The sequence below is a fragment of the Gluconobacter sp. P5E10 genome (assembly GCF_018812145.1).
GTDB classification, from domain to species: Bacteria; Pseudomonadota; Alphaproteobacteria; order Acetobacterales; family Acetobacteraceae; genus Gluconobacter; species Gluconobacter cerinus.
This window is the reverse complement of the sequence record NZ_JACRVZ010000005.1, coordinates 294,558-321,156: the sequence shown is the minus strand read 5'-3', so window position 1 is coordinate 321,156 and position 26,599 is coordinate 294,558. Positions and strand designations below refer to the sequence as shown.

The following is a 26,599-nucleotide window of genomic DNA, read 5'->3' as shown; positions in this document are numbered from 1 at the left end:
AGTCACAATCGGGTGAAAGAGCTTCGATCATGGATAGCGTCGCGCGGGTTGTGGAAGGAACAAGGCAGTCAGAGTGCGTGACTGACTGGTGCCGGTATCTTTCAGACGAAAGTTTCGTCCACCGGTAGCTCTCACCTTTCTGTTGTAACGCTCTTGGCGAGGGGTTGGATGCATGGATGAGAAACAAGCTTTTCAAGACAATCATCCGGCCGGCAGGGACAGACCTGCGCAGCAGTTTTCTGCCCTCGCACAGTCATATGGGGGACGGATCATATCCTGCTCCTTAAGCGATTAAGAGAGACAAAATATTTCAGAAAAAGTGGTTTTCCATATTTTTGAAAAACGAGGTGTCATGTCTTCTTCTCTCCAGAGGGTGCTGTCTCCAGTAACCTCTATCCTGCTCGCGCTTGTTGGGCTGTTCCTGCTGGGTGGGGGCGGTTATCTGCTCGTGCTCGGTGGGTCCTGGTTCTATGCGCTGGCTGGTCTCGTCATGCTTGCGGCGGCTGCCGTCAGCCTGAAGAACCCGTCTCAGGCAGGCCGTATTTATGCAGGTCTGCTGCTGGTTGCCACGATCTGGTCTGTTGTTGAAGTCGGCTTCAACATCTGGGGGCTGGAAGTTCGTCTGTTCACTCTGGTTGGCATTGCCTGCTGGATGCTTCTGCCGTGGGTCTGGCGCTCCAATGCGTCCTGGGCTGCGGACAAGCGCGAACTGGCTGGTTCTGCAGCCATCGCCGTTGTGGCGATCGTTGCAAGCTGCTTCACGTCCTATTCCATCAATGGCACGCTTCCGGCCGAGCGTATGGCTGCATCTGGCCAGGTTGACGAAACCGGCAAGGGCACGCCCGCAGCTGACTGGCCTGCTTATGGCCGTACGGTCGGCGGTGATCGTTACAGCCCGCTGGGTCAGATCACGCCTGCCAACATCAGCAACCTGAAGCGCGCCTGGGTTACCCAGACGGGTGACGTCCAGAAGGCTGACGAAGGTGTTGTGGCCGGTCCGGATCAAGGCCACGAGTTCAACCTCGAGGTTACCCCGATCAAGGTTGATGACACGCTCTACCTTTGCACGCCGCATAACTGGGTCATGGCCCTTGATGCCGCAACGGGTAAGGTGAAGTGGAAGTTCGATCCGAAGCCTGCTGCTGAAGATCTGGCTGCCAACGTCTATCTCGCCTGCCGCGGCGTCTCCTATTACAAGGCTCCGGACGACTATACCGCTCCTGATGGCTCCAAGGCCTGCCAGAAGCGTATTTTCTCCCCGGTTGGTGACGTTCGTCTTCTTGCTGTCGATGCTGAAACAGGCAAGCCCTGTGAAGACTTCGGCGAGCACGGCTTCATCTCCCTGCGCCAGTATCTTGGTCATGTGCCGCATGGTTTCCACTTCGTGACGTCTCCGCCGCTGGTGGTGAAGGATCGTGTGGTTCTTGGTGGCTGGATCTTTGATAACCAGGCGAACTTCGAGCCGTCCGGTGCAATCCGTGCGTTCAACCCGATTTCCGGTGAAATCGAGTGGGCATGGGATGCCGGTCACAACCCGGAAAACTGGAAGCCTGGCCCGAACGACGAGCTGACGCGTGACACCCCGAATGCATGGGGCGTTTACACGGCAGATGAGAACCTCGGCCTGCTTTACCTGCCGATGGGTAACTCCCCGCCGGACAACTGGGGTGGTTCACGCCGTCCGTTCGACGATGCAACCTCCAGTGCAACGATTGCCCTCGACATCGAAACCGGTGAGCGTCGCTGGACTTTCCAGACCGTGCATCACGATCTGTGGGACATGGATCTGGCCATTGGCCCGTCGATGGTTGATCTGCCAGGCCCGAACGGTGAAACCGTCCCGGCTCTGATCCAGACCACGAAGCGCGGTGAGTTCTTCGTTCTGGACCGTCGCACAGGCAAGCCTGTTCCGGGTTACCCGGTTGAGGAACGTCCGGTTCCAACTGCTGGCGTTGCCGCAGACGACCATGTTTCTCCGACGCAGCCTTTCGCTGTTGGTCTGCCGTCTCTGACGCCGCCAGACCTCAAAGAAAGCGACATGTGGGGCGCGACGCTGCTGGATCAGATGATCTGCCGCATCCAGTTCCGTCAGTCTGCTTATGAAGGTCAGTTCACGCCGCCGCATGTTGGCAAGACGACGATCGTCTATCCGGCATTCTATGGTGTGGTTGACTGGCAGGGTGCGTCCATCGACCCGCAGCGCAAGCTGCTGATCGCCAACGCCAGCTACCTGCCGTTCCGCATCCGTCTGGAGAAGCGTAACCACGCTGAAACCAGTGGTATCCTGCCGAAGTGGGATGGCAAGGGTGACAAGCCAGAAGCCAAGGGCGATGCGCTTAGTGTCTCTCCTGACTACGGTACGCCTTACATCGCTTACACCAGCCCGTGGCTGAACCCGCTTCAGATCCCCTGCAAGGGACCAGTCTGGGGTACGATTACCGCTATCGATCTGGTGACAAAAAAGATTGTCTGGCAACACCCGGTTGGTACGACGCGCGACACCGGTCCTTTCCGGACGCACAACAACCTTCCGCTTCCGACCGGCATGTACAACATCGGTGGCAGTGTCATCACAAAGGGTGGCGTATCCTTCATGGGTGCGACAGCTGACGATTACCTGCGTGCCTTTGATGTTTCGACCGGTAAGGTTATCTGGCGTGACCGTCTGCCGGCTGGTGGACAGGCAACCCCGATGTCCTATCAAATCGGCGAGAAGCAGTATGTTTTGATTGCCGCTGGCGGTCATGGGGGCCTTGGCACCCGCAGCGGTGACTATATCATCGCTTACACGATTGACGGACAGCAGGGCGCAGCCGCGCACTGATCTGGCCTTATTACTACTGGAGCGCTTTCTTTACTGGAGGCGCTCCAGTTTCTTGTTCTACGGAAATAAAAGTCATGGTTCGCAAAATCTGGTCCGGAGGGTGTCTCCGGGCCCTGAGCATTCTATTGCCCGCTTCCTCCCTCCTGCCAGCCCTTGCGGCACATGCTGCTGATATTCCTCTGGCCATCATCGGCCCGCATGAATACGACCTGCCGGTGGACTTCAAACCGTTCAACGTGCTCGTGCAGTACGGAGATGGGAATGTCGCGGGAAACACTTATGACAGTGGTGGCCGGCGTCAGCCCACTGGGGGAAGCCACACCTGGGCGGGTATGACGAAGTACGTGCACTTCCGCAGCTTCGACGCTCTGCCGCATGTCGGTTTTGCGTTTGAAGTCATTCAGTCGGAAAGTTTCGTTCTGGCACAGGGCAAGGATTACGGTGGCCTCGGTCCGACAATCGTGGGCCCTGCCGTCTGGTTCAAGCCGAATGCTCACAGCACCTTCGGTATCCAGACCTTCATGCAGACGCCGGTTGGCACACGGGATGCGTTGTCCCCGAGCTACTGGTCAAACCTGTCCAGCTTCATGTTCGATTATGAATGGAAGCATTTCAGCTTCGATGGGGATCTGGGTGCGATTGTAGCATCCACGAAGCACAAGACAGGCGAGCACAGCTATTCGCCCGGGACGGTCTTTCATTCCAACCTGCGTTTCAGCTGGAAAGCGAGCAAGATTGTTGAGCCGTTCTTTGCATTCGACTGGCAGAACACGGCTGGAATCCGGGACAACACTGCCAACAGTTGGGTAAGTGAATCCAGTGGGCGTGAAGTCGCACTGGGTGTGGGCGCCATGGTCAATATTTCCAAGCGCGTCTCATTAACCGGGCGGTATTCTCATTCTGTCGATGGCAGAAACGTGCCTGAGACGAATGCGTATTACATGAAGCTGGTCTATCTTTGGTAAAAAATAGCTTCTCCCGTCCGAGCAGTATTCTCGGGCGGGGTGCCGCCTCCTAGAGGCCCAGTGTTTGCCGGGCGAGGCGACACGCTGCCAGATCCCACGCAGCACAGCCGACACTCTTGAAAAATACCGGACCTTCCGGTTTTTCTTTGCCGGATAGGTAAGCGGCCAGAGGTTGGACCTCTTCCCAGTTTTTCCCTGCCTGAACGATGTCTCCCGCCTCTGACGGTGCACCAACGGGATCATCCACAATACAGGTACTTCCGTTGACGAGGGCCGGACCAATTTCAATCATTTCCGGTCGATAAGCCCCCACCCCAATAATCAACCGCGTAGACTTTGGGCGCGCGTTGTACAGAACACTTTGGCTGCTGGTCACGGTGATGACCACATCTGGGTCACAGGCTTCGTCATCGTTGCGAAGTCTCAGGGCAGGGTATGCGTCGCTTCCTGTCAGCGCGGCTACGCTCTCACGGGAGCGGCCACGAATGTAAACCGTGAGGCCCGGATAAAGCACATTCAGCGCTTCCAGATGAGCTTTGGCCTGTACGCCGGTACCAATGAGAAGAACCGTTTCCAGAATGTCTGGGCGAAAGCAGTCCAACCCCAGCATAGAGATGGCAGCGGTCCGTCGCTCTGTCGTAGCAACGCCATCTAATGCGAACAGAAACTGCCCATCGACAGCATCCATGCACATGACTTGCCCTTGAATAGCAGGAAGGCTGCGTGCGGAGTTACCAGAATAAAGGGTCAGAAGTTTTGTCGTGAGAATATCAGGCGCACACGCAACCATCGACATGACCGTTCCGGAGCGATCAAGCGTTGGCACAACCATGCGTTCAGGGCAGGAAATCTGTCCAGCATGATAGTCCTGAGCTGCTCTCCGAAGTGTTTCCACGAGAGCGGGAAAGGGAAGCAGTTTTCGCGTTTCGACGGCGGTCAAAGTCTTCATGGAGCATCTTCCTGCTGTTGTCCGGAAGATGCCCCGTTTTGGCTTGAAGATGAAGGGATGGCGAGAGAGCGTCCCTGTCCGGGTTAAGCAGCCGCTTTTGGACGGAACCGGGCTGTCGAGATGTCGCATTCGTAAGCGGCTGCGACCGAATGCGGGTCGAGCGCCAGATCATCGACAGCATCGAGAATGCGTTCGACTTTGGCATCATCCATCAGCACGCTGAAATTCAGGCGTGTCCAGCCGGGCTTCTCGATTTCCTGCCCAGACAGAATGGCCTGACGAATTGCATCCGAGGCCGCTTCGTCAATGTCGAGCAGGCGATGGGCATATGGTCCTGCACAAGCACATCCTCCACGCACCTGAATGCCATAGCGGTCCGACAGCATACGCGTGAAAAGCTGCTGGTGGATGAAGCCACCTGTGCTTGCATCCCGGACCTGGAAAGAGAAGATAGGTAGCGCTTCAGCTGTGGCGTGACCAAGAATGCGGATATTCGGGTTTTTGCTCCAACGGGCAACAGCGCGGGCGCGAAGCTCCGCATTGCGGTCGCTTATGAAAGTCTGGCCAATGACGTCCTTGACGATGAAGGCCAGTGCCGCGCGGATGTCTCCCACCACATCGGGTGTTCCACTCTCTTCGAGAGCCGCAAGGCTTGTGGTGTAGTCATGGTTCCAGGGGGAAACGAACCGTACTGTTCCTCCGCCTGGGAGAACCGGGCCGCATCGCGTCACGACGTCATTGCGGACGATCAGAACGCCTGAGGCTGCCGGGCCACCGATAAACTTGTGACAGGACACCGCCACGGCATCTTTTTCGAAAGGCGTGCCAGGCTTCATATCGATTGGAAGATACGGAGCGGCACCGGCATAATCCCAGATCGCCAGAGCACCGTGCTTTTTCAGAAGTTCCGTTACGGCATCTACATCCGTCATGATGCCGGTGACGTTTGATGCTGCGGAGAAAGAGCCGACTTTCAGGCGGCCTTCGTCGCAGGCGGTCAGTGCATGTTCAAGAATGACAAGATCTGGACCACCATTCTCAGCTTCCGGGATCTCGATGATCTCGGCGCCACTTTCCCGCCATGGGAGGATATTGGAGTGATGCTCGTACGGGCCAATGAAAATGATCGGGCGATTTCCAGCAGCACAGCGGGCAGGGATTTCCAGCAGATGTACGAGACGGTTCAGGCCTGCCGTCGCGCCGTTGCCCATGAAAATGGTCGTGAAACGATCCTTGGGGGCATGGCAAAGGCGAGCAATCGCATCACGCGCCGCATTCCGCATCCGCGTCATGTATGCCCCACACAAAGACGCTTCAGTGTGGCTGTTGGCGTAGTAGGGAAGAACTTCGTTCATGACGAATGTCTCAACCTGAACAAGCGCGCGGCCTGAAGCGACATAGTCTGCATAAAGAAGCGACTGAACACCAAAGGGGCTCATGAACTTCGTGCCGTCTCCAAGGACGCCCTTACGGAGGGCGTCGCGACCACCTGCACGGAGCATTTTCTCAAATTGCTCCAGCGCTGTTGCACTGTTGTCGAGACTGCCGATCGTTTCCATGATGCCCTGTCCTCTTACCTGATCTCGTCAGAGGAAAATATCTCAATGGCGGATAGGAAACTGTCTCTTTCTTGTAGACGAAAACCGATTTTTTGTTGTCATTTACATCATTATGAGCAGAATCATCGATCAAACGGACCGTGCCATCCTTCGCATTCTCCAGAAGCAGGGGACGCCGTCCCAGCGCGAACTGGCCGAACAGGTTGGCCTTTCCCAGAATGCCTGCTGGCGGCGCCTGAACGCCCTGCGGGAAAGTGGAATCATCAGCCACGATACCGTCCGTCTCAATGCTCAGGCGCTTGGCCTGACATTGACGGTCTTTGTGCTGATGAGGACGCGTCATCATTCACACGAATGGTTTGAAACGTTCCGCAAAGTGGTCGTTTCGATCCCAAACATCGTTGATTTTTACCGGATTGCCGGTGAGTATGATTATCTTCTCAAGGTCGTGGCATGCGACATGAACGATTTCGATCGTGTCTATCAGCAGATCATCAGCAAGGTCGAGCTGGATGCCATCACCTCATACATGACCATGGAAACCCTGGCAGATAACAGGGATCTTCCAGTCTGACACAGACCACGGACAAGGACACTTCATGACCCAGACAGATCAACTCGCCCAAAGTCTCCGGACGAGACATGTTGTCATGATTGCCTTGGGCGGGGTGATTGGTGCTGGGTTTTTCATCGGTTGCTCGGCTGCCCTGTCGATGGGTGGGCCGGCCGTCATCGTGTCATACGTTCTGGCGGGACTTCTGGTCTGGCTTGTGAATGGCATGATGCGAGACCTTGCTTCACAGACACCAGGGCGTGCGTCATTTCTCGGACAGATCCGCCATGCTCTTGGGGATCGCTTCGGTTTCGTCGCGGGCTGGACCTACTGGCTGACCTGGGTGACGGTCATTGGCGTTGAAGCCATTGCCGTAACATCCATGCTCACGCCCTACATTCCGGTTCCTTATGCCGTTTTAGAACTTCTCGTTCTGGGTGTGATGACCGCCATTAATCTCCTCTCCGTCAAAGGGTATGGGGAGTTCGAGTACTGGTTTTCGGCCATCAAAGTGGCCGCTATCGTACTTTTCATCGGAATTGGTATCTGGGCATTCGGGGCACATTCCATCCCCGTGCAGGAAAACCTGTTTGCGCATGGCGGTGTCATGCCCCACGGACTGATGGCACTTCTTGCTGTCATTCCGACAGTGCTGTTCTCAATGGGCGGCAGTGAGATTGCGACGGTGGCTGCGGTCGAGTCCGACAACACGGAAGTGAACATTGCCCGCGCAACACGGACCATTCCTCTTCGTATTGGTGGCTTCTACCTTGTGACCATCTCGATGATCCTGTGCCTGGCGCCGTGGAGTGACATCGTACCGGGACAGTCACCATTTTTGTTGGTTCTGAACCGGTTTCATGTGCCTTTCGCCGGGTTGGCAATGGGCATTGTCATCCTCGTAGCGGCCCTTTCCAGCCTGAACTCCGGGATTTACGTCACCTCTCGCATCCTGTTCGAACTGGCTGAACAGGGAGATGCTCCCGCGGTCTTTCTGGCGGTTGAGCCTAAAACGCAGCTTCCCCGGCGCGCGCTTCTCGCCAGTGTTGGAAGTGCCATTCTGGTTGCGGTAACGGCCGTTCTCTCGCCGGGCGTTATTTTTGCTGTTCTTGTCAGCCTGACGGGCGGATTTATGCTTTTTAATAACGCCCTGCTTGTTCTGGGACGGTTAAAGCTCATGCCCCAGAAGGCCGTTGGGGCATACGTGGCGCTTGCGCTGATTGCCCTTGCGATCATTGCCATGATGATTCAGGCGGAAACCCGTTCGCAAATCGAAATGGGTGCTTTTGCGATTGTTGTTATTCTGCTGGCGGAGCGGTTTTTGCCACGGGGTAAGAAAATTCAGAACAACACACCTTGAGCTGGCGTACTGGGAACATCTGTCCCCATGTCCTTTAGAATCCAGGCTCGTAACACGGCAAGAATTGCCTCTTGATCTTCGCTGGTCAGAGGCTTTCCTGCGGCAATACCATGCCATTTCGCGAGACATCCCCGGCAGCATGAGCCCGTTGCATGCTGTGCGATGAAAACCGGATGCCCTCGCATCGGCGTCTGCTTTCCGTCCTGTGCCGGCCATGCAGGTGCCAGACGATCCCGGATGAAAGCAGCACCATGTTCCATGACAGCATTCAGGCCGCGACTTTCCAGGTAGAGGCGTGCCTGTTCATCCAGATGAAACCGTGCCCGAAAACTGGATTTTTGAAGTCGGAGGAGAAGATCCTGAGGAGCAGAACCGGTCAAGACGGACCAACCTTCTGAAAATACATAAAAAAATGTTGTGAGGGCTGCTGCACCCTCTGTGAGAACATCTGTTCTTACTCCATATGGTGCGGCATGGACGCTTTTCCGAGACGCACCCGAACTGATTCTTCAGCCAGTGATATGGCTGCCATGCCAGTCCTGTCACCGCTTCAGGTTCAGGATCTGTTCACGGCCCGGCTGGATGAGATTTGTGCCCACTTCGAAGAGTGGGGTTTCCCGCTTGCGGTTGAGGGGCAGCTGGGTGACGTAGCGCCTAACGCATACAAGAAATATTATCAGCTGCCCTTGGTCGATCCGCAGCTTGGGACGTCCATTTCGCTGGAAGCGACCAAGCTGGTTCTGGCGGCAGCAGATGTGCGTGCCGGAGATTATGTCCGTGTGACAGGGTGTCTGCGAGCCCGCCATCTGCGGGGACAGGTTGCTCTCCGGTTTGAAGTGCTCACCGTTGAACCACATGATCCCGGCCGTCAGAAAGTGGACCGGGCAGAGCGATCTCTGCTGGATGTTCTGAGAGGATTGAGCTGGCAGTTTCAGCCCTACCCTGACCGCCGGGACGCCAGACTGCTGCTGATTCATTCTGCGTCCTCGAGCGCATTAGTCTCAGAAGACTTCCTTCAGGCGCTGGGGGGCGGCTGGCGTTCAGAGCGTGTCCGCGCACTTCCAGTGGCCATGACCGATCCGCACCGTATCGCGGATGCCATAGGCACGTGCCGGGAAGATATTATCGTTCTGATCCGTGGCGGCGGAGATGTTTCCGACTTCACAGTGTTTGAGCATCCGCTGGTGCTGGAGGCGCTCTCCAACTGTGTGGCACATCGTGTTCTGGGCGTTGGGCATACCGCCAATCGGACGTTGGCGGAGCGGCTGGTGGATCATTCCGCAACGACGCCCGCTGATGCGGGCCATTACATTCGCAGAATGAGCGGCCGTGTCTGGCAGCGGCAGGAGGAAGAGCGTGCGCAACAGGAAGAAATTGTCGCGCTGCGGGAGAGCGCAACGTCTATGGCAGCGCTCCCGGCCGGAGCACCGTTTGGCGCCCGTCTGCGGAATGGCCTGATCTTGTTGGTTCTGGGAACGCTGGCCGGTCTGGTACTGTCACGTATTCTCTGAAAGTCAGAGGAACGTTTGCAATTCTGGTACAGCGTTTCCCAGATCTTTCCGTCCCATTTCAGAGAGCAGAGCTATCACGCGCGCTACATCTCTCAATGCGCAGTGAGAGTGGCGAATAAACCACGCGCAGAATCCTTTGAAAGACAGACCTTCCGCTGTGTCGGGGGCTGGAAGGGCCGGCAGATCCAAAGAAATTGTCTCCTCGGTCGGTACGAACTGGAACAGGGTGTCACCAAACCCGCTATCATCCGCGAAAATGAATGTGTCGGCCTCAATCCAGCGTATTTTCAGAACAGGCCGAAGAAGAGACTGGTTCGCAAGTTGAACAGGATGCCCATTGAGAGACGAGAGCATCAGGATTTCAGGATGGCTATCCTGATAAATGCCGACCAGTTTGTCTGTCGTTTTTATATTCGGATCGCTGGAAAAGCGGGGAGATCCATCTGTCCCTACGACCAGAAAATCGCCTGTTACATCCTGAATGAAACAGGCCCGTGTGCGCGTTGGCAGAGGAGCACTCTGAGGCGTTAAAAGCAGCCGCTCTTCGGCGGAGGGCCGGATACGATGGAAGGAAAACTGCTCATGCTGACGATGGTCCGGCATGGAGCTTCCTGCATCCGGCAGTTCAGGGAGTGCCAGGGCAGGTTCTTGCGTCAGGCTTTGAAGAAGATTTTCCAATCCCCGATAGGCCTGCGTATCCATGAGATCGTGCCGGATCATGGAGACGTCAGGCAGTCGTCGTCTTGGGGATAGATCTTCCTCATCCCGGCAGAAATAATGATCTGCAAGATGATGAGGCATATCTGGATCTCCTGCCCAGACATAATGAAGAATGCGCGCGCCTTTCCAGGAGACAGCGACACCAGGGCCGATCCGATCGACTGGCGTGCCATTCGGATGGACGATGCATTCACGGGATAAGTCCGGAGACAGGACGTCTATCGAAGTTGGGAGTTTTTTCGTCCTAACAAACAGACGGGCCATCCGGTTGTCGGGGAAAGTGACGGCACTCCGATAGGGGGATGCCTGAATGACAGAAGAGGCCGGAACAGGCTTGAGAGGCTTTCCGTAGATGCACCAGTTGATGGCGATAGCGTCAGCGTCTCCCGCTGTCGCCAGCAGGTTCTCCAGCGTTGTGTCCGCATCGAGAAATTCATCAACGTCCAGAACCAAGAGCCAATCCTGTTCCTGACCTACCAGACGAGCCGCCTCGGCCGTTAAAGTCTCGCGGAGCTCTTCAGGAGAGAGTTCATCGCCGCTGATGAACTCATGAAGTTCAACCGGGCCAATATGTTCTGCTGCGAGTGCAACAGCCTGCGTCTCGTCTGTGGACCCTGCATCGAGAACGAGAATACGCTCGAAACCGAGTGCCAGATGCCACAGCAGCCACTCCTTTAGAAGAGGAGCGGCATTATGGGTCAGGACGGCACAGGCTGCACTTGGCATAAAGTGATGTTTCCGTGGTGTCTTGTTTTAGCGAACATCCACACGGATCAGCGGACGCTGGACCGATGGATCAGTGAGAGCATGCATCTCGATCTGGATAGGCTGGGCACCGGCCGCGCTGATCCTGTGAGCAACAGGCTCCAGATCCGTTTGTGTCGCCTCTGTCATGGCTTTGGTTTGGGCGGCCGGATCAGACTGAAGCGGGACCAGAAGCCTGACGATAAAGAGGACATTTTCCTTGCGGGCCAACGCTGACTTAACAGCCTGATCCACGACAGGGCCGTATTCGGATTCCGGAGTCCCGCCTTCGATTTGCAGGAATGGCGGTTTCGCTTTCGGGGCCGGGGGCGGTGGCGGGATGTACGGCTGAGGCGGTTTGCCTGCCTGCGGGTTGAACGTGCGCTGATCAACCAGTTTGCAGCCCGCGAGCAGGGGCGTAGCCAGCAGGATGCAACCTGCCAGAGAGAGAGCGCGTGGAGCCATGATGCCTCGGGGCGAACGAAAATGTCGGACAAATGCAGCCATATTGCGCGGGACCGTCGCAGGAACGGAGGGTTTCGGCAAGATTAAGCGCATCAAGTTCATGAAAAACTATGCCAACCCCCTGTTGCTTCGCTGTGGCGGTGCTATGGAAGAAGCCCTTTCGTCAGAATAGCGGAGTAGGCAGGCATGGCGGTAAAAATCGCAATCAACGGTTTCGGACGTATCGGACGTCTCGTTCTGCGCGGCATCATTGAGAGCGGTCGTACGGACGTTGAGGTCGTAGCCATCAACGATCTTGGTTCGGTCGAAGCAAACGCACACCTTCTGGCCTATGACAGCGTGCATGGCCGCCTGCCGGGCAAGGTCCGCGCTGAAGGCAATACGCTCATCATTGAAGCAAACGGCCGTACCTACGGTCCGATTACCGTTTCTGCCGAGCGTGATCCGTCCAAGGTTCCATTCGAAGGCATCGATGTTGCCATGGAATGTACGGGTCTCTTCACCACGCGTGAAAAGGCCGCTGCCCTGCTGGAAGCTGGCGCAAAGCGCGTCATCGTCTCCGCTCCTGCAACGGATGTGGATGCCACCATTGTTTTCGGTGTGAACGACGACGTTCTGACGCCGGACATGAAGGTCATTTCCAACGCATCCTGCACCACGAACTGCCTTGCTCCTGTCGCTTACGTTCTGGACGAAGCGTTCGGCATCGAGCGCGGCTACATGGTCACGATTCACTCCTACACCGGTGACCAGCGCACGGTGGATACCCTGCACAAGGATCCCCGTCGTGCCCGCGCTGCGGCTCTGAACATGATCCCGACGTCCACGGGTGCTGCCAAGGCTGTTGGCTTGGTTCTGCCACACCTGAAGGGCAAGCTGGATGGCACGGCGATCCGCGTTCCGACGCCGAACGTCTCTCTTGTCTCGCTCGACTTCGTGCCGAAGACCGTTCCTGCTTCCGCTGAAGCCGTGAACGAAGCAATCCGCGTTGCGTCCGAAGGTAAGCTCAAGGGCGTTCTGGAGTATAATACGGCGCCGCTGGTCAGTACGGATTTCAACCACTCCCCTGCGTCTTCCACGTTTGATGCAACACAGACGGCACTGGTCGATGGCGGCCAGCTCGTTCGCATCTGTGCCTGGTATGACAATGAGTGGGGTTTCTCCAACCGCATGGCCGACACGGCTGCTGCTTTCGGGAGCCTCTGACCCATGGTTTTCCGCACGCTCGACACCCTGGAGGCACGCGGCAAGCGCGTGCTCGTCCGGGCTGATCTGAACGTGCCGATGCATGACGGCGTCATCACTGACGCCACGCGCATCGAGCGCGTTGCCCCGACCATCAATGAGCTTGCCGGTAAGGGCGCGCGCGTTGTGGTCCTCAGCCATTTCGACCGCCCGAAGGGTAAGGTCGTTCCTGGCATGTCCCTGCGTCCGATTGCTGAAAAGCTTGGGGAAGTTCTGGGCAAGCCGGTTGGTTTCGTTCCGGAATGCGTAGGCCCGACTGTTGAAGCTGCTGTTGCGGCTCTCAATGATGGGGAAGTGCTGGTTCTGGAAAACACGCGCTTTCATGCGGGTGAAGAAGCCAACGATCCGGAATTCGCCAAGGCGATTGCGCAGAATGGCGATATTTTCGTCAATGATGCCTTCTCGGCAGCACATCGCGCCCATGCGTCTACCGAAGGTGTGGCGCATGATCTTCCGTCTTTCGCCGGGCGGTTGATGCAGGCTGAGCTATCGGCTCTGTCGGCTGCGCTGGAGAATCCGGAGCGTCCGGTTGGTGCCATTATCGGTGGCTCCAAGATCTCCACGAAGCTGGATCTGATTGGCAATGTCATCGCTAAGGTGGACACACTGTTCATCACGGGTGCTATGGCCAACACGTTCCTGGCGGCAGAAGGTATGAATGTCGGCAAGTCCCTTCAGGAAGCGGACATGCACGAAACAGCTCGCAAGATTGCGCATCTGGCGCAGGAAAAGGGCTGTGAAATCATTCTGCCAGTGGATGCCGTTGTGGCGCGCGAGTTCAAGGCCGGTGCAGAAACCGAAACCTGCCTGATTGGCGAAGTGCCTGCCGACGCCATGATCCTTGATGCTGGTCCGCGCACTGTGGCGCTGATCAACGAGCGTCTGGCTACGTTGAAAACGCTTGTCTGGAACGGCCCACTCGGGGCGTTTGAGATCGAGCCGTTTGATCGTGCAACGGTTGAGGTTGCACAGGAAGCTGCTCGCCTGACGCAGGAAGGCAAGCTTCGCACTGTGGCTGGCGGTGGAGACACTGTTTCCGCGCTACGTCACGCCGGGGTTGCTGGCCAGATGAGCTACGTTTCCACGGCGGGTGGTGCGTTCCTGGAATGGCTGGAAGGAAAAATTCTTCCAGGCATCGAGGTGCTTCGCACAACCGGACACCAGCTTGGTCTGGACTGAGTTCTAAAAAAGCGGGGAGGGCAAACTCCCCGCTTTTTTTATGGCCGGCTCACGGGAAGAAAATTTCCTCAATACTGCGGCCGAAAAGCTGTGAGATCGTAAACGCTAATGGCAGGCTGGGGTCGTAACGCCCTTTTTCAATGGCATTGACTGTCTGTCTTGAAACCGCCAGCTCTGCTGCCAGATCGGCCTGGCTCCAGCTTCGTTCTGCCCGAAGTTCCTTGAGGCAGTTGTTCATCGATAGCGCCTTTGAGCGACAACGCCACCGATCCACCAGAGGGTTCCCATGATCGGCCAGACCGCAAAGGCCCTGAGCTTTGGTAACCCTGCACTTTCGGCAAAGCCCCAGCCAAAGGTCAGTAGAGCGGTTCCCAAAAATGACATTGCAATGGCATCTAACTGAATCCGACGTTGTAATTCATCCATTCGCCAGATTGCACGCATGATGACCCATGCCGCTGTCACCGCTCCCACCATGGGTGTGAGTGCCAGTATTATTCTTGTTAAAGGTGCCGGGTGGAGCGCCAGTTGCAGATAATTGGCTCCGAACAGCAGCACAAGATACAGCGCGAGCGCGCTACCGAGTTCGATGAGATATTGACGACCATACAGCATGTCTTAGCCCTCCTTATGTAAAGCAGGCTTTACTTTTTGGGCTGAAATGTCAAGTAAGCTTTACAAAATGCTCGTTTTAAACGCCTGCGCGGATCACGTTTTGTGACGTCACGAAACTTTCTAACTTTTTCAATTGTAATTTGAGGCTTTGACCCACCACACTGCTTTCAGCTCCCTGTCGTGCTGGAATCCGCCTGATGCGCCTTCTGCCTATGCTGATGAAGTCTTTTCCACTGTTCGCTCTGGCAGTAGGGACATGTAGTGCATTGGCTGCAGAGCCTGTGCAGCCAGTTTCGGCGGCAAAGAAGCCCTTCTCAGCGTTTACGCATCCTTTCAACGCCTTGTTGTCACAGGAAGTGTCGGCTGACCCGCGGCAAGGGGCGGCCCTGATGCGTGGTCTGGACCATCATCGGGCAGAAGTCGTGGCTCAGCAAATGACCTCGGGCTTCGGCGCAGCTCCAGTCCCCGATGAGAATATTGAAGGCCCTCAGGATTCAGCGCAGCCTGACGCCTATGTGAAGCCCGATTTCTTTTCGAATAAAGTTGGCGAAATCAACGACGCCGCTGCGGAAAATCATCCCGACCAACATCGTAAAGGCGGCGGCGCAATGGCGGGCGGGCTAGCTCTGGCCGTGCCTCTCTCCCAGTAACAAGTCACTTGTGGCGGTAGATGTAGAGTAAGTCATTCACGCTCGTGAAGCGATATACTGGCGTGTAGTCTGCTTTGATAGCCTTAAAGACCTCACGCCGTGCCGCAATATTTTCCCGTAAGGGAGAGGCATCTTCCGTGACGATATATTCAGGTTTTCTGGCAAGAACTCTATCGAGTTCCTGAAGAACATTCATCCCGGTCGCATGGGCTTCAACTGCTGTGTTGAAGTGGCCTGGGAAAGGATGGTTGGTCAAAGAGCACCAATAAGGTGTGTCATACAGGGCAGGTGGCCCCTGATAAACAAAAACACAACCCGGTTTTTGCTTGAAGACATCCAACATGGCCTGAAAACTTCGCTGATCGCCGTCGTTTATGCGGTGTCTGTGCAGACTAAGCTGCCCGACAATTGAGACGGTGCAAAGAAGACCAACGAGCCATATCCGACCGGCTTTCCAGGTCCAGAGCGATACGCAGGCCAGTGCTAGCGGGGCATAAAGTGGCAAAATGTAATGAGGGTACCATCCCCCAAATGCGATGATCCCTAAGCACGCGGCTCCGGCCCAGAGTATGAGAAAGACATAATGGGCAGGCCATGATTTCGCACGTGCGATCAGTATCGTGGCTATCAGCCCCGGTAGGAGAGGAAGGGCCGATTTCAGCATTCGAATTTCTAGGTAGTGCGCTTCTCCGTCTGGAAAATGACCACGCAGGAAAATGGAATCCAGATTGGCGAAAATCCACGCTCCTGGATGCCCGATCATGACATAGAAGAAAAAAGCAAGAAATGTAGGAAGAAGGCCGATAAGGGCCAGAAGACCAGTGTCTTTCAGGGCCTCGGAGACGGATCGGGAAGTTAGATACTGCCTGACGACATAGTAAATTCCAACGAACGCCCCTTCAAAGACGACAGTGTATTTTATCTGCATAGCGAGGCCGAACAGAAATATGGCGAACAGGGCTGTTTTTCTTCGAATTTTTCCATCGGGCTGCAGAAGATCATGCAAAACAAGAGCGATGGCGGCTGTTACGAGGAAATTATAGAAAATCGGGGTCTGACCTCCTTCTCCCCGTGAGAGATTGAAGAGGGCTGGATAGAGCAAGGCTGAAAGGAAAGCAGCTTTCGTGGAAGCAATGGTTTTCCCCATGCGAAACAGAAGCCAGGCCGTACCCCAGACGGCAATCACCGCGCCGAACTGATAGGCGAAAATTCTGTAAGAGCCGAAAAGGTGGAAAAATGCGTAAAGCAGAAATATTCCAACCGGTTTTCTATCCCAGAATTGAAGGTAGGGAAGATCTCCATGTAGAATTCTACCGCCTCCGAAGAGATAAAATTCCTCGTCGGAATAGATGAGAGGATTTCCGAATGTCTGCGTTCTGCAGAGTATGATAAAAACTAATAAACTTACATTTAATAAAAATTCGTTTCGATTTTTGGTCACAGGAAAATTTTCTGGTTATATTTTTATGAGACTTCATTCCATTACAGGTTAATTGTGTATTTTATTGTAATAAATTAGTTATTTCTATTTTTGATCAATCTCTCAGAGAGCCGACACAAAAAAAGCTGCCAGAAACATATCTGGCAGCTTTTCTGAAGAGTATTTTGTCTGTTCAGGCCTGAAGGCCATTCTCCCGACGACGAAGCTCAACTTCGGCCGACATGGCTTTCTGAAGCTTCTCCATGGCGCGTGCTTCAATCTGACGGATCCGCTCACGTGACACGTTGTAGTGGTGAGAGAGATCTTCCAGCGTAGATGGCTCTTCCTTGAGGCGACGCTCGGCCAGAATGTGACGTTCGCGCTCATTCAGGGTCATCATAGCCTGATCGAGAAGAGCTTTGCGACCACTGAACTCTTCGGACGCCGCGTAAGTCTGCTCTTGGTTTTCGTTATCGTCCACCAGCCAATCCTGCCACTCACCTTCGCCATCAATGCGCAGGGGCGCATTCAGGCTATGGTCCGGGGCGGCGAGACGCTGGTTCATAGACACCACGTCCTGTTCCGGAACGCCGAGCGTGGTGGCAATGGAATTCACCTGCTCGGGCTTCAGATCACCATCATCAATCGCCTGCATTTGCCCTTTCAGGCGACGGAGATTGAAGAACAGCTTTTTCTGCGAAGCTGTCGTACCGATTTTAACCAATGACCAGCTGTGCAGGATATACTCCTGCATGGCGGCACGGATCCACCACATGGCATAGGTTGCAAGGCGGAAGCCACGCTCCGGGTCGAAGCGGCGGACAGCCTGCATCATACCGATGTTGCCCTCACTGATGAGTTCATTCACCGGGAGACCATAGCCGCGATAGCCCATGGCAATCTTGGCCACGAGACGAAGGTGAGACGTCACCAGGCGGTGTGCCGCACTGGTGTCTTCATTCTTGCGCCAGGCACGGGAGAGATCGAGCTCTTCCTGCGGCGTCAGAAGGGGGAATTTGCGGATTTCCTGGAGATAACGGGTCAGGTTGTTTTCAGGACCCACGGAGATGACAGCTGGAGATGCCATGGTCTTCGATTCCTTTCGCCCGGGGGTGTGCCTGGCTCGATGAGGAGTAGACTCATACGAACTGGCAGAGGCAAAGTTCCTCACACCCAGGTGACGCATTGGGAAGGACTATCACGTCCCCAGCCGCTTACCCCCAGATTGGGCAGTGCACGGTGGTACGATCCGTTCCGGCGGCGCGTCAGCTCGTCGGATAAGCGTGTTTATGACAGGTGGAACCGAAAAGGTCAAGAACTTTCAGAGGTTGAGCCTGTCAGGCGCATTTTCAAGGTCTGGAAGTCTTCAGGAGGCGCAGTTTCGAAAGAAAGTGGCTTTTTTGTCCGAGGATGAATGAAGCCGAGTCGGGCAGCATGGAGAGCCTGACGTGGGAAATCGAGGGCCGCTTCTTTCGCATCCTGAGGTAAACCGCGGGCTGCGGCCGGAATACGACGCAGATACACGGGGTCTCCGAGCAGAGGGTGTCCTGCCTGTGAGAGATGAACACGAATCTGGTGGGTTCGCCCAGTGGCCAGTTTGCATTCGATCAAAGAGACGCTTGCATGGATCGGCTCCAGAAGCTTGAAGCGCGTGAGAGCGGTTTTTCCGCCTGACTGAACGACCGCCATGCGCTTACGGTCTTTCTTGTCCCGCCCAATGGCGCCGTCAAATTCGCCCGATGAGGGCAGTAGACCCCAGGCAAGGGCCATGTAAGCACGATCTATGTCGCGCGCAGCGAACGCTTCCGACAGGGCGTTATGAGCCATGGCATTCTTGGCCACGACCATCAGGCCTGATGTGTCCTTATCGAGCCGATGTACGATTCCGGGGCGTTTCTCGCCACCAATGCCTTCAAACCCTTCGCCGCAATGTCCGAGAAGGGCGTTGACCAGAGTGCCGGTTTCGTTGCCGGGGGCAGGATGGGTCACGAGCCCGGCCTGCTTATCCAGAACGATCAGGTCACGGTCTTCATATAGGATCGTCAGGGGCAGATTTTCCGCCAGGGGACGAGCCGGAAGTGGGGTAGGGAACGAAAGCATAAGCTCCATCCCGTCACGGAGTGTATCGGCGGGCTCATTGACGATCTGGCCGTTGCGGGTCAGATGACCCTCTTCGATCAGGGTCTTGACCCGGGAGCGGGAAATCGTGCCGATGGCGTCAGCAAGGGCGCGATCAACGCGTTGGCCGGCCAGGCTGGCATCAACAACAAGACGGAACGGGGTTTCAGGATCTGACATGAATCAGGGTTTAGCCGAGGATCAAGCGGGCAGCGAGTCAGGCACACCGAAAGCGTTGCTCGGCGCCGTCATTATCATGGGAGTTATGATCGTCGCCGGCGTGGCGGTCATGATTGGTGTGATCGCCCATCGCGTCATGCATCAGCATCATGATGTCAGTATTTCCGCGCCGCCATCCGGGTCTTCGACGCGCCTTGCGTTGCCCTTGGGAGGGGGGGAACATATTACGGCTGTAACCGCCCGGCCGGACGGCATGATGGCTGTAACATTAGGGCGCCCGGGCGCTGAACGCGTTCTCTTGTGGAGCCCTGAGGCAGGTCGCGTCATGGCAGAACTCGATTTCGGATTGCCTCCCAGCGCCCCGTAAGGTCTTTCGGCTGAACATTCCAGTTCCTGATGCGTTGTTACTGACAAGATCATATCAGGACAGACATCATGGGACGCATTATTGACGCCGCTCTGGCTGCTGGAACGGTTTTCGGAGCTCAATATCTCGGCCGGGAGATCAGCCCGGCCGAAGATGGCTCAACCCGGCGCTGGTATCACCATCTGAACAAGCCAGATTTCTCGCCGCCAGCCCCTGTGTATGCCGTGGTCTGGACCCTTCTGGACGGCCTGCTGGCATGGTCGGGGTATCGTCTTCTGCGAGCTGAACGTTCCTGCGCACGGACCGCAGCGCTTTGGCTTTGGGCTATCTGCGTTGCTGGCGTCGCTGGCTTTCCGTTCGCAGTTTTCCGGAAGCGGCGTCTGGATGCAGGATTGGCGATCTGCATTGGTCTGGTCGTGACGTCAGGCGCGTCGATCTGGACGGCAAAAAAAGCTGATCCGTCTGCCGCTAAGCTCCAGATCCCGTTTTTCGTGTGGCTGACGTTCGCGGTGTTTGTTCAGGAAGAAGTCTGGCGCCGCAACTGAGTAGCGTCTGCCCCACCGAGGATTGATTGCATCAGCCCGGGAAAGCGTTCTTCAAGTTCCTGAAGGCGGAGGGAGTTATGGTGCTGCACGCCTTCAATTCGGGTGTGCAGAACACCGCTTTCTCGCAAAACCTGAAAATGATGGGACATGCTGGACTTCGGGCGCGCCCCGATCAGGGCGGCACAATTCGCCTCGCCCAGAACATATAAACGCTGAACAATGTCCAGACGCACGGGATCAGCCAGAGCCCTGAGGACCGTAATCAGATCGAGCTTCTTCAGATCGGGCGAGTCATGGCACGGCATACGGCGTCTTATCCCTTCCTTGAAGAATTGACGCAACACTTCTATAGTTCGATCGTTATCGAACTATAGAAGTTTCGATCAGGGAGTACCCTTTCATGCCCGATCTTTTTGATCCCATTGAACTTGGTGGATTTTCGGCAAAAAACCGCATCTTCATGTCTCCCCTCACGAGAGCGCGTGCGGGCCGGGACGCTGTTCCGACAGCGATCATGGCAAAGTATTACGCGCAGAGAGCGGAAGCCGGCCTCATCATCACAGAGGCAACAGGCATCTCCCGCGAAGGTCTGGGCTGGCCCTACGCGCCGGGCATCTGGTCAGACGAGCAGGTTGAGGCGTGGAAGCCTATCACGAAGGCTGTCCATGACAGGGGTGGGCGGATTGTCTGCCAGCTCTGGCATATGGGCAGGATGGTACATTCATCCGTTACCGGCCTGCAGCCGGTCGCACCTTCACCCACCACGGCGCCAGGTCAGTCTCACACCTATGATGGCAAGCAGCCTTATGAAGAGGCGCGCGCGCTGCGACTGGACGAAATTCCCCGTATTCTGGCGGAATATGAGCGCGCATCTCAAAATGCGATCAAGGCCGGCTTTGATGGCATTCAGCTTCACGCCGCCAATGGCTATCTGATTGACGAATTCCTGAAAGATGGCACCAATCATCGGACAGATGAGTATGGCGGATCGCCTGAAAATAGAATCCGGCTTCTCTCCCAGGTAACGGAACGGATCATCTCGACCATTGGTGGAGAGAGAACGGGGGTCAGGCTTTCTCCGAACGGAGACACGCAGGGATGCCTTGATTCCGCACCGGAAACCGTCTTCGTGCCAGCGGCTGCCGAACTGGAGCGTCTGGGTGTGGCGTGGCTTGAACTGCGTGAACCCGGGCCAAACGGAACGTTTGGCAAGACGGATCAACCGCCGGTTTCTCCGCAAATTCGGAAGGTGTTCCGACGTCCGCTGGTGTTGAACCAGGATTACACGTTTGAAAGCGCTCAGGATGCTGTCCGTGAGGGGCGGGCCGATGCCATTGCCTTTGGGCGCAAATTTATTTCAAACCCGGACCTGCCGACGCGCTTTGCACAAGGTCTGCCGCTTCAGGCCGATGATATGGCGACGTGGTACAGCCGCGGGGAGCATGGATATACGGATTACTCGTTCGCTGAGTAATCCTGAAAAAGCCGGGACGACGTGTCGTCCCGGCTATCTTGGCGGAAATAGATGATGTCTTAGGCGAAAAGCGATTCAGCGCGCTGCGGGTCCTGTTCTTCCAGCAGATACGGTCCTCCTGCCAGGACTTCGATAGCCAGCATCCCAAGGCTATTGGCTGAGCGTTCTCCCAATGGAAGAACAGCATTACCATTCGTCCAGCGAATGTTGCCCTCTTCAACAGGATACCAACCTGAAAGGTCACTTTCGGACTTCTTGGCGGACAGGCAGATTGATTTGCCGGAGTCATAGAAGGTGACATCGCCAACGCAAACGCCGAGCTGTCGCCGATCGTCAACGAATGGACCGACTGTATCGCAAGGGCGGCTGGAGCGTGACACCAGTCGTACCGATGTTACGGCAGAAGGGATCATGAACAGAACACGCCCACCCGTGATGCGTGTTTGATGAATGAGCAGGCCAGTGTCCGAAACGAGATGAAAATCTGAATTCATCGTCATGGCAACAGGTGGTGTTTGACCTGGAATGCGGAGCTGTTTCGCTCGCTGTAGAATTCTCTCAAAGAGCGGCTGCACGAAACCGCGTGCCACCGTCAGAGAGGCTGCTGCATCGTTAACCCAGTCTTTGGGTTGATCCGATTTCGTTCGGCCTGAAATAACAGTCACGTTTCCATTCTGGCGGAAATGACGGCGATTTCCGGTGTCCAGATAACTCTCAGTCAGCATGCCATCAGCCATGATGACTGAGTGGTCTTCAGTCTCTATGTGGAAATAGGTGTAGCTGGTGATGCTGCGGTCGTAGAAAATGGATCGTCCGTTAACCAGCATGCGGGCAGGCACAAAGTTACCGTTAAAGAACAGGCAGTGCTCTGGCGTTATGAGAAGATCCTTGTAGGGGACGCCTTCTGCAATGGCATTTTTCAGAATACGGACAGGATATCCTGCTTGATCGTCTGGAAGATCGGCTTTCGTATTAACGTGAGTGTGACCCGCCCAGATAACTTTAACGATTTTTTGTGATTGACCGTTATAGGCCAACACGACATCGCCAACGTTAATATCCTGAACGGCCTTGTCACCAGATGGTGTTGCAATCATGGAATCTGCAAGGAAGCAGACACCGACATAAGTATTTCCGCTATCGTAGGTAACAGAAAGCGGGTTATTCTCGGCTGAATTAACGGAATTATATGTGCCGTTAGCAAGGGTGACGCCTGATGCTAAGGAAACACTATATTCAGCGACTTCTGTTCCATCGCTTCCATACAATGTTATAGTTTTTGTTGAATCTCCAGAAATTGTATACTTTGTTATGGCAGCTACGGTGTCCTGAAGCTCAATTGTGTCTTTGGATGGGTCGTAGTTCTGGATTGTTGTCGCTGCCAGCGATCCTGAAGCCAGTAGGCTAATAGCTGTTTTGCCGCCGTTTAGAATAAGTGTTCCGCCGCCAGTTCCAAATGAGACGGTCGATCCTTCCAAAGCACTCGCCAGTGCGGCCCCAGTATTGAATGTACCGCCATACTCAATATTGACAGTGGAGCCATTCAAAGCGCCAACAAGTGCGCTTCCACTGCTTCCAGTAAGGGTGGCGGTACCGCCAGCAACGTTAATGGTTGATCCCGTGACGAGATTGGCCAGGCCGGATATAGATGTTGTGCCGCCAATGTAATAAGTATTTGCTGTCGCGGCACCTACGCCAATAATGAAGTCGCCCGTTGCTCCCGGTACGCTGACGTATGTTCCGACACTGAGAAGATTCAAGAGAACACTGGAATCTGATGAGCCGGTGATGACATCACCAGACGCAAGAAGCTGGACAAGCCCAAGAATGTTTACGCCGCGGTTAATATCAGTTGCGTTCAGTAATTCTGTGCCGTCTGGCGCTGTAATGGTAACATCGTATGAGTTATATACAGAGGGAAGTAAGGAAGTATTTGTAACTGTATAAGTTACTCCAGAACTTGTTTTATAAACTTGAGCGCTGGCCATGTTTCTTCTCCTGCTTGTTTCATGATTTCCATGAGCAAACATTAGCTGCCGACATAATAGTCGTCGCTTTCGATACATGCGCAAGCTAGCAGTTAGAAATTTATTAATGCAAACCTTAATGTGATGAAATTTGACGATAATGGGGCATTTTCACAGGATCGTGATTAGAAAGTGGCCAAATTCGTTAAAATACATTATTCGTTATCAATTTGGTAACAAATATTATCTTTGGCCCGATCAATCAGTAAGGATGTCGATGATCTCTTACTGATTGATTTTTATAGGTTATTTTCGGAATAGTACTGTTAGTTCTGAGGCCGTGCCAGTTCATACAGAGCAACAGCCGCTGCATTGGACACGTTCAGGCTTTCCATGTTCCCAGGCATATAAACGCTGGAAATCTCGTCACAGGTTTCCCGAGTCAGTCTGCGTAGCCCTGCACCTTCTGCACCAAGAACCAGAGCAACACGGCGTGTACCAAAGCTGCTTCCGTCGAGCCTTGATCCGCCGGCGTCCAGTCCGACAACCCAGACGTCCTGCGACTGGAGGGTTGCGAGCGCGCGCGACAGGTTCACTTCCCGGATAATGGGAACAAGATCCAGTGCGCCTGATGCCGCCTTGGCCATGGCACCGCTTTCCTGCGGGGTATTACGATCCTGAACAAGCAGCGCACAGGCGCCGAATGCGGCAGCGGAGCGCAGGATGGCGCCGATGTTCCGAGGATCTGTCACCTGATCCAGCACAAGAATTGGGCCGGGCCGTTCAAGTGCTTCATGAATGGTTGGCGGTTCGAGGGCTTCGACCCGCAGGCAGACGCCCTGATGAACGGCGTCACGCTCACACAGGCGATCCAGTCGTTCGCGGTCAACGATCTGGGGTTGGGCACGGAGAGACTGACTGAATGAGGATGCGGCTTCCCGGGTTGCGAGAAACTCGAGAATGGTTCGGTCAGGATTGTTGAGTGCGGCTTCTACGGCATGGTGGCCATAGATCCAGTATCCGGAGGCAGGTTTGCCTGAACGGGAGGAGCGCTCGGCATTGCCGGAACGTTGAGGGCCTCTGTCCCCAGAGTGGGACGGGGCGGCGGATCGGGAGTTTGGTCGTCTGGACATGAAAAAATCATATAATCGACGATAGGCGATTGACATAGCCGTTCATCCGCCATATTCCAACCGCCGACCCGGAGAGGTGCCCGAGTGGCTAAAGGGGGCGGACTGTAAATCCGCTGGCGTACGCCTACGTTGGTTCGAATCCAACTCTCTCCACCAGGTCTTTTCTTCCAAGAAAATCAGTTATTTTGCAGCGTGGACCCCACTCAGTTCTCGCTGTGCGTAGGTCTGACGGCTGTATAGCTTCGTCGAGGGTTGATCTGTGCGAAAGACCGCACATTGAATCGCTCAACTGCACATTTCATCATGACGATAAAATCCAGACGTCCGGTTAGGCGCTGTGGGCAACATTCAGTGGCGCGTTATTAAGTTTTTTTGAGCGCCGCTGGTTTGAACCTGCATATCGGACTTCAAAGTCCGCATCGGTCGGTTTCTTCTGCCGGTATTGTTTGCGAGTATTTCCTGCGATCTTGCGAAATTTGTGTGACACAGGCCATTCGCCTTGACGTGTGCTGCTGCGAACTCCCAATTTTTCACGGGATATTCTTTTAGGGGGCACCACTCATGGAAAGACCTTGGTTTGCGGCGAAGCAATATGGTTATGGAGCAGGGCGCGCAATAACATGGGAGGGACGTGTGACCATTCTTGTGTCTATCGGCACAATCCTTCTGAGCAATATGGTCATGATGTGGGCCAAGAGCGTTCCCGTTCTTATTACTTCTCTTATCGTGGATCTTGTGTCGGTCGTCGGACTGCTTTGGATCTGTTCGGCTAAAACGGAAGGCGGATGGAAGTGGCGATGGAAAGGCGAATAGCTGTTCTGTCCACTGCTCAAATATAAGCTCGGTCCCAGCGCATTATGCTTCTGGAAAACGAGTAGGCCGGTGCCGCAGAGCCCAGTGTTTCATTTGGATGCGGCCCCGGGATTAAGAGTTACTTAGGTAAAGTGATTTTTACGACAATATACGGTAATTCCTGCATGTCTTTTCCATTGTGGAAGTCTGGCAACCGCGCCCATTGGCCGATTGTGCAGTACAGGCCGTCTTTTCCGTAGGTCAGGCCATCTGGTTCAATCATACGCGGATCATGGGCCACGACTGATAATGTGCCATCAGGAGCATGCTTCAGGATTGCGTGGCGTTCGTCATCGGTAATGTAAAGAGAGCCGTCAGGTCCGGTTGCCATGCCGTCTCCCATCCCGCTTTCGCCTTTATCGAGGACGGAGGCTTCGATGCGCTTTTCTGTGGCTTTCCAGTTTGACAGAACTGACGTGGGGGCCGCATAGAGGCGACGGCTTGTCTGCGGTTGCCAATAGAGCGTTTGCTGGTCTGGGCTGAGGCCAATGCCATTGGCGCCCCCTTGGGGCATTTCAGCTTTGGTTGGATTGTACCGGGCTGCTCTGCCATCCATGACGGCGACAAAACCGTTCTCGGGCATGACGGGTTTCGTATTGGCCAGAATGCGGCGCTGGTGCCCGGAGGCAAGATCCACGACGATCAGTGCTGGATGAGTACCCGTTGAAGTGTCGGTAATAAACGCGGTTCCAGACTTTCCATGTGTCAGGTCAATCCGAACGTCATTGACGTGACTGTCTGGCAAAAGAGTGGGCGCCGACAGGGTAATAACGTTCAAAACCTTGTTGGTCGTAGGATCGATTTCAAACAGCTTTTGCGCGCCTGTGACCGTTCCTTTGCCTGCCAGCATCCCTTCATCGAGCACCCAGAAGTGCCCTTTTGCATCAACGGTCATGCCGAGAGGGGACACGAAATCCTGTTGTGTTTCGGCATTTGGGAACGGCGTCAGGTGGCCGTCAGCATATGTGGCGAGACGTGGCCCGGAATGGTCTTTGACGCTCCGGGGAAAGCCAAGGACGAGCCGGCCATCTGGCAGTGCGGCAATGCCGGAGGGCTGCGCATCGGTAAAGCGCCCGATGATTTCGACGTTTCCGGACGCTGTGAAACCTCTGTCTGTTGTTTCCGCAGCGTGGGCAGTGGAAGCAATTAATGGGGCGCCAACGAGTGCGGCAAGAAGGGCTGGATAGCGAAGTTTCATGAACCA

General features: G+C 55.2%; 26 protein-coding genes and 1 tRNA gene. 13 read left to right on the top strand and 14 right to left on the bottom strand.

The annotated features are described in order from the left end of the window. Positions 1-352 precede the first annotated feature (352 nt). On the top strand, positions 353-2,824 hold the full coding sequence (locus KP707_RS12895) for a membrane-bound PQQ-dependent dehydrogenase, glucose/quinate/shikimate family (protein ID WP_099213264.1): 2,472 nt from the start codon (positions 353-355) through the stop codon (positions 2,822-2,824). A 74-nt stretch (positions 2,825-2,898) separates the two neighbouring features. Then, entirely contained in the window at positions 2,899-3,789 is an 891-nt protein-coding gene (locus KP707_RS12890; protein ID WP_211503205.1) for a transporter, read from the top strand. A gap of 49 nt (positions 3,790-3,838) precedes the next feature. On the opposite strand, the gene KP707_RS12885 is transcribed toward KP707_RS12890, so the two are convergent. Both KP707_RS12885 and KP707_RS12880 read right to left on the bottom strand, forming a co-directional pair. Beyond that, entirely contained in the window at positions 3,839-4,738 is a 900-nt protein-coding gene (locus KP707_RS12885) for a delta(1)-pyrroline-2-carboxylate reductase family protein (protein ID WP_211503206.1), read from the bottom strand. Between the two features lie 83 nt (positions 4,739-4,821). Then, positions 4,822-6,297, bottom strand: coding sequence for an aminotransferase class V-fold PLP-dependent enzyme (locus tag KP707_RS12880; RefSeq protein ID WP_211503207.1), 1,476 nt, complete (start codon positions 6,295-6,297; stop codon positions 4,822-4,824). A 112-nt stretch (positions 6,298-6,409) separates the two neighbouring features. Here KP707_RS12880 and KP707_RS12875 point away from each other — a divergent pair, with 112 nt between their 5' ends. Both KP707_RS12875 and KP707_RS12870 read left to right on the top strand, forming a co-directional pair. Then, entirely contained in the window at positions 6,410-6,871 is a 462-nt protein-coding gene (locus KP707_RS12875) for an Lrp/AsnC family transcriptional regulator (protein WP_046900845.1), read from the top strand. 25 nt (positions 6,872-6,896) lie between these two features. Beyond that, complete coding sequence (locus KP707_RS12870) at positions 6,897-8,210, top strand: amino acid permease (RefSeq protein WP_211503208.1); 1,314 nt, start codon at positions 6,897-6,899, stop codon at positions 8,208-8,210. Here KP707_RS12870 and KP707_RS12865 read toward each other — a convergent pair. Then, positions 8,192-8,590 carry a DUF4186 domain-containing protein gene (locus KP707_RS12865; protein WP_211506872.1) on the bottom strand — a complete coding sequence of 133 codons (399 nt, stop codon included), beginning with the start codon at positions 8,588-8,590 and terminating at the stop codon, positions 8,192-8,194. The two genes, KP707_RS12870 and KP707_RS12865, sit on opposite strands and share 19 nt — an antisense overlap. 93 nt (positions 8,591-8,683) lie before the next feature. Here KP707_RS12865 and KP707_RS12860 point away from each other — a divergent pair, with 93 nt between their 5' ends. Then, complete coding sequence (locus KP707_RS12860; protein WP_211503210.1) at positions 8,684-9,721, top strand: exodeoxyribonuclease VII large subunit; 1,038 nt, start codon at positions 8,684-8,686, stop codon at positions 9,719-9,721. 3 nt (positions 9,722-9,724) lie between these two features. On the opposite strand, the gene KP707_RS12855 is transcribed toward KP707_RS12860, so the two are convergent. Continuing rightward, positions 9,725-11,167: a glycosyltransferase family 2 protein gene (locus KP707_RS12855; protein WP_211503211.1), complete on the bottom strand. Its 1,443-nt coding sequence runs from the start codon at positions 11,165-11,167 to the stop codon at positions 9,725-9,727. Between the two features lie 27 nt (positions 11,168-11,194). Further along, complete coding sequence (locus tag KP707_RS12850) at positions 11,195-11,692, bottom strand: hypothetical protein (RefSeq protein ID WP_086633964.1); 498 nt, start codon at positions 11,690-11,692, stop codon at positions 11,195-11,197. A 144-nt stretch (positions 11,693-11,836) separates the two neighbouring features. On the opposite strand from KP707_RS12850, the gene gap reads away from it, so the two are divergent. Together gap and KP707_RS12840 are read left to right on the top strand one after the other, a co-directional pair. Beyond that, positions 11,837-12,856, top strand: coding sequence for a type I glyceraldehyde-3-phosphate dehydrogenase (gene gap / locus KP707_RS12845; protein ID WP_086633965.1), 1,020 nt, complete (start codon positions 11,837-11,839; stop codon positions 12,854-12,856). A gap of 3 nt (positions 12,857-12,859) precedes the next feature. After that, positions 12,860-14,074 (top strand): phosphoglycerate kinase, encoded by a 1,215-nt coding sequence (locus tag KP707_RS12840; protein ID WP_046900852.1) that lies wholly within the window; start codon positions 12,860-12,862, stop codon positions 14,072-14,074. A gap of 49 nt (positions 14,075-14,123) precedes the next feature. Here the strand turns inward: KP707_RS12840 and KP707_RS12835 are convergent, their stop codons facing one another. Continuing rightward, positions 14,124-14,312 (bottom strand): helix-turn-helix transcriptional regulator, encoded by a 189-nt coding sequence (locus tag KP707_RS12835; protein ID WP_046900853.1) that lies wholly within the window; start codon positions 14,310-14,312, stop codon positions 14,124-14,126. Beyond that, complete coding sequence (locus KP707_RS12830) at positions 14,309-14,689, bottom strand: hypothetical protein (RefSeq protein ID WP_211503212.1); 381 nt, start codon at positions 14,687-14,689, stop codon at positions 14,309-14,311. The genes KP707_RS12835 and KP707_RS12830 overlap by 4 nt, the downstream gene beginning before the upstream one ends. A 197-nt stretch (positions 14,690-14,886) precedes the next feature. On the opposite strand from KP707_RS12830, the gene KP707_RS12825 reads away from it, so the two are divergent. Next, positions 14,887-15,339: a hypothetical protein gene (locus tag KP707_RS12825; RefSeq protein ID WP_211503213.1), complete on the top strand. Its 453-nt coding sequence runs from the start codon at positions 14,887-14,889 to the stop codon at positions 15,337-15,339. 4 nt (positions 15,340-15,343) lie between these two features. Here KP707_RS12825 and KP707_RS12820 read toward each other — a convergent pair whose 3' ends face one another. From KP707_RS12820 to KP707_RS12810, 3 genes are all read right to left on the bottom strand, one after another. Then, positions 15,344-16,780 (bottom strand): glycosyltransferase family 39 protein, encoded by a 1,437-nt coding sequence (locus KP707_RS12820; RefSeq protein ID WP_211503214.1) that lies wholly within the window; start codon positions 16,778-16,780, stop codon positions 15,344-15,346. A 172-nt stretch (positions 16,781-16,952) separates the two neighbouring features. After that, a complete protein-coding gene (rpoH, locus tag KP707_RS12815; protein WP_046900857.1) occupies positions 16,953-17,846 on the bottom strand; it encodes an RNA polymerase sigma factor RpoH in 894 nt (297 codons plus the stop codon). Between the two features lie 224 nt (positions 17,847-18,070). Beyond that, positions 18,071-19,057, bottom strand: coding sequence for an RluA family pseudouridine synthase (locus tag KP707_RS12810; protein ID WP_211506871.1), 987 nt, complete (start codon positions 19,055-19,057; stop codon positions 18,071-18,073). Between KP707_RS12810 and KP707_RS12805 the strand changes: the two genes are divergently transcribed. Next, positions 19,056-19,424 carry a DUF6476 family protein gene (locus tag KP707_RS12805; protein WP_211506870.1) on the top strand — a complete coding sequence of 123 codons (369 nt, stop codon included), beginning with the start codon at positions 19,056-19,058 and terminating at the stop codon, positions 19,422-19,424. The two genes, KP707_RS12810 and KP707_RS12805, sit on opposite strands and share 2 nt — an antisense overlap. Positions 19,425-19,492: 68 nt before the next feature. Next, positions 19,493-19,969: a TspO/MBR family protein gene (locus tag KP707_RS12800; protein ID WP_046900859.1), complete on the top strand. Its 477-nt coding sequence runs from the start codon at positions 19,493-19,495 to the stop codon at positions 19,967-19,969. Here the strand turns inward: KP707_RS12800 and KP707_RS12795 are convergent. Further along, positions 19,942-20,274 carry a helix-turn-helix transcriptional regulator gene (locus KP707_RS12795; RefSeq protein WP_046900860.1) on the bottom strand — a complete coding sequence of 111 codons (333 nt, stop codon included), beginning with the start codon at positions 20,272-20,274 and terminating at the stop codon, positions 19,942-19,944. The two genes, KP707_RS12800 and KP707_RS12795, sit on opposite strands and share 28 nt — an antisense overlap. A 95-nt stretch (positions 20,275-20,369) precedes the next feature. On the opposite strand from KP707_RS12795, the gene KP707_RS12790 reads away from it, so the two are divergent. Continuing rightward, a complete protein-coding gene (locus KP707_RS12790) occupies positions 20,370-21,443 on the top strand; it encodes an alkene reductase (RefSeq protein ID WP_086633970.1) in 1,074 nt (357 codons plus the stop codon). A gap of 59 nt (positions 21,444-21,502) precedes the next feature. Here KP707_RS12790 and KP707_RS12785 read toward each other — a convergent pair whose 3' ends face one another. Together KP707_RS12785 and rlmB are read right to left on the bottom strand one after the other, a co-directional pair. Then, entirely contained in the window at positions 21,503-23,431 is a 1,929-nt protein-coding gene (locus KP707_RS12785) for a Hint domain-containing protein (RefSeq protein WP_211506868.1), read from the bottom strand. A 305-nt stretch (positions 23,432-23,736) separates the two neighbouring features. Then, positions 23,737-24,543, bottom strand: a complete 807-nt coding sequence (rlmB, locus tag KP707_RS12780) for a 23S rRNA (guanosine(2251)-2'-O)-methyltransferase RlmB (RefSeq protein ID WP_244974466.1) — start codon at positions 24,541-24,543, stop codon at positions 23,737-23,739. Positions 24,544-24,613: 70 nt separating this feature from the next. Here rlmB and KP707_RS12775 point away from each other — a divergent pair. Further along, positions 24,614-24,699: transfer RNA gene (locus KP707_RS12775), tRNA-Tyr, on the top strand. 405 nt (positions 24,700-25,104) lie between these two features. Further along, positions 25,105-25,356 (top strand): hypothetical protein, encoded by a 252-nt coding sequence (locus tag KP707_RS12770; protein WP_211503368.1) that lies wholly within the window; start codon positions 25,105-25,107, stop codon positions 25,354-25,356. Positions 25,357-25,474: 118 nt separating this feature from the next. Here KP707_RS12770 and KP707_RS12765 read toward each other — a convergent pair whose 3' ends face one another. Further along, positions 25,475-26,593 (bottom strand): SMP-30/gluconolactonase/LRE family protein, encoded by a 1,119-nt coding sequence (locus KP707_RS12765; RefSeq protein WP_211503216.1) that lies wholly within the window; start codon positions 26,591-26,593, stop codon positions 25,475-25,477. Between the last annotated feature and the right edge of the window lie 6 nt (positions 26,594-26,599).